This window comes from Candidatus Benthicola sp. (genome assembly GCF_058719085.1).
Genome location: NZ_JBZQEK010000165.1, coordinates 1 through 7,514, shown reverse-complemented (window position 1 = coordinate 7,514; position 7,514 = coordinate 1). Strand labels below are relative to the sequence as shown.

Genomic DNA, 7,514 nt, shown 5'->3' with positions numbered 1-7,514 from the left:
GAGGGCGAGCTTTCGGCATCAACCGCCGCCGGTGCCGGCTGCGGCGGGCGCTCCCTCACGACCCCGTCGCGCCTGAAGCCACGTGATCCTCACGAACACCGCCAGGAACCAGAGGGCCAGCACGGGCCCGAGATCCACCGACCCGGCGTACGCGGGACCCCTCGGGTAGGTGTCGAGGTTGAGGTAGAGAAGGGCTGCCGAGGCGAGGATCCCGAACGCTCCCCAGATGCGGCCGAAGTCCCGGTGCTTCAGCATGGCGAACCCGATCAGGGCGCCGGCGCCGCAGATGAACACGTCCCACGCGACGTCGATCAGCATCTGCACCCGGTTCACCGCCCGATGCACCTGCCGGGCCGCCTCTCGCGCCAGCTCGGTGTCGGCGCTGGAGAGCTGCTCGTCGAGGAACATGTTGTTGCCCACCTGGACGGTGAGCATGATCGTCACCGTGGCACCCGCCAGAATGCCCAGCACGACTCCGAAGCGGAGGGCCGGTCCGTCCCTCTCCGACCGCAGGGCGTGGAACAGGCCGAGAAAGGACACGGCCAGCAGGGGACCGAACGCGAAGGCGAGCCACAGGGTCAGGGTGTCGGGCAGCGGCACGAAGGCGGCGCTGAAGTAGCAGAGGACGGCGGCCAGCCCGGCCACGCCTCCGGCCCGCGCCATCGAACGGTCCAGGGATGAGGTTTCGGTCATGGGAGCCTCGTCTCGAGGGACGGTGGGGCGCGGCGATCCGGTCCGGCCCGCGTTTCCTGTCGACTACGAGGCGAATGCGGCTCCGGGTTTCATGGCCGAGCGCGTCACTCCACCGGCCCCAGGTACCGGTCCAGCCAGTCCAGTGTCTCCGCGATCACCAGGTCGGCGTTGTAGGCGCCGACGAAGTGATTCGCGTCGGTCACGATGATCTTCCGGTCCGCCTCGGGCGTTCCGAGGTTGTCGTAGAACGGCAGGATCGACGACTCGAGCGGGAAGAAGGAGTCGTACCGCCCGTTCAGCATCAGGGTCGGGATCGTCACGCGCGGCAGGTAGTTGAACGGGTCCGCCACCGGCTGCACGTCCTGCATCATCAGTCCGCCCACCTGCAGGATGCTGGCCTTCAGGCGGGGTTCCATGGCCGTCATGATCGGGGCCATGGCGCCGCCCCAGGAGATCCCCATGTAGGCCAGGCGATCGGAGTCGATGTCGGGCCGCGTCTCCAGGTAGTCGATCGAGCGGCTGAGATCCTTCGACCACGCGATGACGTGGTCGCGGTACAGGTTCGAGGCATCCTGCACATCCGACTGGATGTCGCTCTGTCGCTCCCAGGTGCCCTTGTAGACCGGGTACACGAGAATTCGCCCGCTGCGGAGGATGAAGTCGATCCGCGCGGCGCTCAACTCGTCGTACGAGGTAGCGTACAGGTCGTTGGATCCGGGGAAGTAGACGACCGCCTGGCGCGGCGAAGAGCCCGGTCCGCCGAGCGGGTGGAACAGGAACACGGCCAGCCGCTCGTCTCCGTAGGCCGCGTCGAGCTCCACGTGCTCCCGGACCCAGGTCGCCGTGGTGTCCGTGCTCACGACCACCGCATTCAGCGGCGTCCGGTCGTAGGCGAGCATCTGGCGGTACACGTCGAAGACCTGGTCCGACACCGGTGTCTCGGCGGTGTAGTCGCGGAAGGCCTTCTCGATCGGGGCGCCGGCCGCCGCCACGTTGGTCGTGTCGGGGTACTGCACGAGGCGGATGCCGTTCGCGGGAGAGCGATCGAAGGCGAGCGAGGTGACGGCGTCGTTGAACGAGTACTGCGGGTCGTCCCACCCGCCGCCCAGGATGTAGCGGGCCTCGCCGTCCTCGTTCCTCGTCCACTCGCGGACGTTGCCGGCCATGTCGTAGACGCCGTCGCGCGTAACCCCCTGGTAGCTTCCGACCGGGGCTGGACCGCCGCTCCCGTAGTTGCTGAGCGGCACGACGTGGTTCGAGCTGAACGGGTCGGCGGCCATGTACCAGTGGTACACGGTGGGAAGGGCCTTCCCGACGAAGCAGGCGTAGGCCTGCGCCTCGTACCAGCTCACGCCTCCCACCGGAAGGTCGCCCTGGCCCTCCGGGTAGGCTCCTGCCTGCCAGCCACTGGGGCCGGAACGTCCCGTCCGGTCCACGAAGGCGGACATGGCATCGTCGAACGAGAGGGCCCGGCCATCCCGAACGAACGGTTCGGTCCAGCAGGCCGGATCGCGGTATCCGCCCGCGTCCACGAACTCCTTGTACTGGCGGTTCGTGACCTCGTGAACATCCATGAAGAAGTCGGCGAGGACCAGCGAATCGAGCTGCTCGAGCCCGGGCGCCCAGATGCGGGCCGAGGCGCCGCTGACCCGCGACATGCCGGCCGGCAGCGTCTCCTCGGTATCGAGGACGAACGGCTCCGCCTCGGCGATTCGACCGGAGAAGTCCGCCGTCTCGCGGGACAGGTAACCGTCGAGCTCGAAGCGCACGCGCGACAGGCCGAACGGGAAGCGCTCCACTTCGACGGGCGTGACGCCGAGCTCCTCCCACTCCGCGTCCGGGTCGCCGTAGTCCCGACGGAAGGCCGTGGCGCCCGGCGGCACCGTCTGCAGGGTGAGGGTGCGCGACACCTCGGACCACATGGCCTCGCGGACCGAGTCGTTCGTGATCACGCCATCCAGCTCACGGGCGATCGCGTTGGCGCCCGGATAGTCATACGCGCCAACTCGGCGCCGAATCTCGTCCAGTCCGGTGACCAGGTCCCACTCGGATTCCTCGGCGCCCCGCGTGCCCAGCACGAGCCAGCCGGTGACCGCGATGCCCCACAGGGCGAGCGCCGCGACGCCGCCCATGAGGACGTTCCGCCACGTGAACAGCCCGCGGGAGCCGGCCGCGGGCCGACCCGCGCCGGCCTTGGTCGGAGACGCGGCCTTCGCTCCGATGCCCTGGAAGTAGGCGGTGGCCGCCGTGACCGGGAGTCCGATGAGGAGCAGCGTCAGGGTGAGCGTGAACACCCAGGACGGGAGGCCCATGTTCTGGCTCAGCACGTCGACGACCTGGAGGACGACCCAGGAGCCGGCGGCGTACAGGCCGAGCACCTGCCACAGGGAACGCTGGTGTGTCTTACCGGGCATCGGGCCTCTCATCGGGATTGGACTCGGGTATGGACTGGCTGAGCGCGCCCCACTCTACGGAGCCGACCGGCGCCTGTCGATGGGAGGCGGGGTGCGCGGCTGACGTTCGGAGCTCGATCGGAGTCAACGCTGAGCGGCGATCTCCGCGCGCAGCTCCCGGGCATCCCGGGCCGGCTCGAATTCGGGGTCGGCGTTCGACCAGGTGACCAGGAGGCTGTCCAGCTGGGCGAGGGCCGCGTCCATCTCCCCCTGCGCCGCGAAGTAGCGGGCGGCCTCCAGTCGGACGTCGCCGAAGCCGGGGACGCGATCGCGCAGCCATTCGATTTCTTCGCCGGCCTCATCGAGTCCGCCGAACTCGCGCAGGCACCGGGCGCGCGCGACCGCGTACGTCCGGGTGAGAGGCCGTCGCCGCCGCGCCTCGTCGTATTTCGGGAGCGCCCGATCGCAGGAGCCGTCCTCCAGCTCGGCGATCCTGCCTTCGGCCCAAAGGATGTACGCGTCGTAGGCCCGTCCGCCGCTCAGGTCGCGCAGCGTCTCGAGTCGCTCCACGGCCTCCCTCGCTTCCTCGATCTGGCCCAGGTCGAGATGGATCCGAAGGACCGCCTGATCGACGTGGTCCGAGAACGGAGGCTCGAGGAGGGAGCGCAGGCTGTCCAGCTGCGCGAGGGCGAATTCCGCGCGTCCCGCCTCGGCAGCAAAAACAGCACTTCCGAGCTCGGCATGTTGCTCACCAGCTGCGCGAGCGGCCTCGTCGCGCTGGCCAGGCGCAGGCGCTCGCGGTACAGACTCTCGAGCTCCTCGAACCGGCCTTCCTGATAGGCGATCGATTCCTCGGTGCCGACCAGGACGTACCGGTCTTCGTCCCGGCGGGCCCGGGAAAGAGCTTCCTCAACGAGCTCTGCCGCCTCCGCAGACCGACCTTCCCGCAGGTCGAGACGCGCAATGGTGTTCAGGAGATCCACGTCGTCCGGAGCCACGATCCGGGCGTCCTCGAGCTCCGAGCGCGCCCCGGCAAGGTCACCGAGGTTCATCAGCGTGTTCGCGATGTCGATCCGGTTCTGCACGTCGGTCGGCACCCGGGCGGAGCGCCGCCGGAGGACGGCGAGCGCGCTGTCGTACTGCGCGTTGGCCAGGTAGTAGATGCCGAGGCTCCGCATCGCGTCCGTGTCCGTCGGATCGATCGCGAGGAGAGCCCGGCGCTCGCGGGCCTCCGCCTCCCGGTCCCCCGTATCGCGGTACAGATCGGCCAGCATCGAATGGGCCATCGGATCCTCGGGATACACCTCGGCCCAGTAGCGGCCCGTCCGCAGGGCCCCCTCGAAGTCCGAGTCGAGGAACGCCTGCTTCATCATCCGAAACATCAGCCGCAGCCGCTCCGGGAATCGCCATTCGAACCGTGAAAGAGACTCGGCGCTGGCCCGGGCGGCGGCGAGGTCGCCGAACGACATGTTCCCGGCGATGAGCAGCATGTGTCCGAGGGCCGCCGTGGAGTCGAGCGTCACGGCGCGCTGGGCGGAGGACCGGGCCTCCGAGAAGTCGTTGCGTCGCCACCCCCGGTCGGCCTCCGCCAGGGCCTCGAACGCCTCGGGCGAATCGGTGAGCCGCTCGCGGACCGGAAGATCGACGCCCTCGTCGATCTGCCATTCCGGGACTCCGGCGTCGCGACGCACGTCGACGGAGATCCGGTCGACGATCTCGAGAGGGTCCACGCCCCGGTACTCGTGCTCCGCCACGAGCCGTGCCGTGCCCGTATCGTAGAGCCGCGAGGTGATCACGAGGGAATCGCCTTCGGCGCGGAAGTCCCCGGCCAGGAAGTAGTCCACGCCGAGGGTCTTCGCCGCCTGGTGCTTGAGCGGCAGCGGAACGCCGGCGCCGTCCGGGATGCCGGCCTCGCCCACCAGGTCCCGGACGGCCCAATGGAAGTCGTCCTGGTATCGCACGAACGGGTCCTGCATCAGGTCCATCATCAGCGCCAGGCGGATCCCGTCGCTGAGCCACGCGCGCTCCGAGTCGGCCGCGCCCTCGAACCGGAAGCCGAGCAGCGACCGGCGGAAGGCGGCCTTCGGCACGGCGCGCTCCACCACGTTGCCGTCGTCATCTTCGACGAGCCGGACCGTGGTCGCGGCGCCCAGCTCCCGTCCCGCGAAGGCCAGGATCAGGATCCCGGCCCCGATCACGAGGTTGGCGACCACGAAGGCCCCGTCCGGCAGGCCCCAATCGCTCTCCCGTCCGGGCGCTCCATGGCGCCACGCCAGCCAGGCCACCGACGGGAGAAGGAGAAGGAGCGAGGTGACGACGAAGTTCACGAGGTGCGGAGAGAGCCCGTACTGGCCCACGGCCCAGTCCACGAACTGGACGAAGCCCCAGGCGCCGGCCACGTAGAGGGCGACGATCTGGGGAACGCGGCGATCCAGCAGCTGTCGGAACATGTCGTGCTCGAGCCCTCGCTTCGAGTTCTCCGTCGAATTCGGTGTCGTCAGGGAATGCTCGCCCGGTCCTCCGAATATAGACGGGCGGACGGCCGAGTCTATATGGGGTCGATCGGGGAGGTCGAGATCCGGGAAGATATCTTCCTGAAGGTGAGGCCCTCGTTTTCACCCCCATATCCGGGGCCCGCTAAGCCGGCTTCCAGAGCGGTCCGAGTGGGGAAGAGGGGGGAGAAAGTCCGGCGAGCACCGCGGTCGTTCGGGTGATCCGTGCCGCCGAACCCGTGGCTTTCGTTCTTTCGCGAAATCACATGATATGAACACTGTGAAATATATATTCTGCAGAAACTTATTGGACACGCAGCTGCGACACCAAGAAGTCCATTCCTTGCGGTATTCGAATGCACGTGTCTCACCCATTGCCGCGAATCCGGGTTTCGTGTACGGATAATGAATCCGCCCGGATTTCAACCGGGCTCCCATGGACCCGAGCACGGCGGACTTCCTTGCGAACCACGAAGAGGCGGCGATCGGGCTCGGACCGGACCACGAGCGTGGCCCGGATCCGGGTGGCGGAGATCACCGTCGACGTGGTGCGGCGGCGGAACGTGCGGAACATCAACCTCACGGTGCACCCGCCCGATGGCCGGGTGCGCGTGTCGGCGCCCTGGCGGACCAGCCTCACCGCCATCCGGGACTTCGCCCTCTCGAAGCTGGATTGGATCCGCCGCCACCGCAGGAAGATCCGGTCGATGGAGCGCGAGGCGCCCTTCCGGTACACGGACGGGGAGGTGCACCGGGTCTGGGGCCGGAACCACGTGCTCCGCGTGGAAGAGCGCGACGCGGCGCCCGAGGTGGAGCTCACGCCGCGACGCCTCCGACTCACCGTGAGGCCGGGAACGGATCGGGCTCGCCGGCGGGCGATCGTCGAAGCCTGGTACCGTGATCAGCTCCGCGCCGCCCTCCCCGGGCTGCTGCGTCGCTGGGAGAACCGCCTCGGGGTGAAGACGCAGCACGTCTACATCCGCCGCATGAAGACCCGGTGGGGTACCTGCAACCCGAGAGCGCGAACCATCCGGCTAAACACCGAGCTGGCGACGCGCCGTCCCGCCCTTCTCGAGTACCTGGTGGTGCATGAGCTCGTGCACTTCCTCGAGCCGACCCACAACGCGCGCTTCCACGCCCTGATGGACCGCTCCCTGCCGGATTGGAGAGAGCGGCGCGACGAGCTGAACGGAAGAGCGGAGGGCTGAGCGCGGGAGACCGTCTCCTTGCTCCCGGGCCGCCCGCCTCGCGATCTTCGACCGATGGCCGAGGCACACCGATACCAGCGATTCTTCGCCGAGCTCAAACGGCGCCACGTGTTCCGCGTCGCCGCGGTCTACGGGGGCGTCGGGTTCGTCGTGGTGGAGGCGGCCGACGTCTTCGTCCCCGCCCTGCACCTGCCACCGTGGATCCTCAGCGCGATCGCCTTCCTCGTCATCCTGGGCTTCCCGGTGGCCTGCGTGCTGGCGTGGGCCTTCGAGACGGGGCCGGACGGACTGAGGCGGACCGAGTCGGCGGGGGAGGAGGAGATCGACGCCATCGTCGCTCAGCCGGCGGGCCGCCGATGGCCGATCGGTCTCGCCGCCCTGGTCGGTGTGGTGTTGATCGGGCTCAGCGCATGGTGGTTCGCGACGGGACGGATTCGGGGCACCGGGAGTTACGACTCGATCGCGGTGCTTCCGTTCGCCAACACGAGCGACAACGAGGACCTCGACTACTTCAGCGACGGCCTGTCCGAGGAGCTGCTGAACGCCCTGTCCGGGGTGGAGGACCTGCGTGTCGCGGCCCGCACCTCTTCCTTCGCCTTCAAGGGTTCGAACACCGACATCCGGACGATCGCCGAATCGCTGGGTGTGGCGACCGTGCTGGAAGGAAGCGTCCGCCGCGCCGGGGACCGTGTGCGGATCACGGTGCAGCTCATCGACGCCGGTCACGG

5 protein-coding genes and 1 pseudogene are annotated in these 7,514 nt (G+C 68.7%); 2 read left to right on the top strand and 4 right to left on the bottom strand.

Going from position 1 to position 7,514, the window contains the following annotated elements; all coding sequences use genetic code 11:
* Nucleotides 1–18 precede the first annotated feature (18 nt).
* The 4 genes from AC36XV_RS12220 to AC36XV_RS12205 all read right to left on the bottom strand — a co-directional run bounded on the left by AC36XV_RS12220 (nt 19) and on the right by AC36XV_RS12205 (nt 5,536).
* The gene (locus AC36XV_RS12220; protein WP_492203963.1) at nt 19–693 is read right to left on the bottom strand and encodes a hypothetical protein; all 675 of its coding nucleotides are present in this window, start codon (nt 691–693) and stop codon (nt 19–21) included.
* Between the two features lie 104 nt (nt 694–797).
* Nucleotides 798–3,107: an SUMF1/EgtB/PvdO family nonheme iron enzyme gene (locus AC36XV_RS12215; RefSeq protein ID WP_492203962.1), complete on the bottom strand. Its 2,310-nt coding sequence runs from the start codon at nt 3,105–3,107 to the stop codon at nt 798–800.
* A gap of 123 nt (nt 3,108–3,230) precedes the next feature.
* The gene (locus AC36XV_RS12210) at nt 3,231–3,656 is read right to left on the bottom strand and encodes a hypothetical protein (protein ID WP_492203961.1); all 426 of its coding nucleotides are present in this window, start codon (nt 3,654–3,656) and stop codon (nt 3,231–3,233) included.
* Nucleotides 3,626–5,536, bottom strand: a complete 1,911-nt coding sequence (locus AC36XV_RS12205; RefSeq protein WP_492203960.1) for a tetratricopeptide repeat protein — start codon at nt 5,534–5,536, stop codon at nt 3,626–3,628. Before AC36XV_RS12205 ends, AC36XV_RS12210 begins: the two co-directional genes overlap by 31 nt.
* A 503-nt stretch (nt 5,537–6,039) precedes the next feature.
* On the opposite strand from AC36XV_RS12205, the gene AC36XV_RS12200 reads away from it, so the two are divergent.
* Together AC36XV_RS12200 and AC36XV_RS12195 are read left to right on the top strand one after the other, a co-directional pair.
* The gene (locus AC36XV_RS12200) at nt 6,040–6,786 is read left to right on the top strand and encodes a M48 family metallopeptidase (RefSeq protein WP_492203959.1); all 747 of its coding nucleotides are present in this window, start codon (nt 6,040–6,042) and stop codon (nt 6,784–6,786) included.
* A gap of 54 nt (nt 6,787–6,840) precedes the next feature.
* Nucleotides 6,841–7,514: pseudogene (locus AC36XV_RS12195) on the top strand (tetratricopeptide repeat protein); the annotation flags it as partial.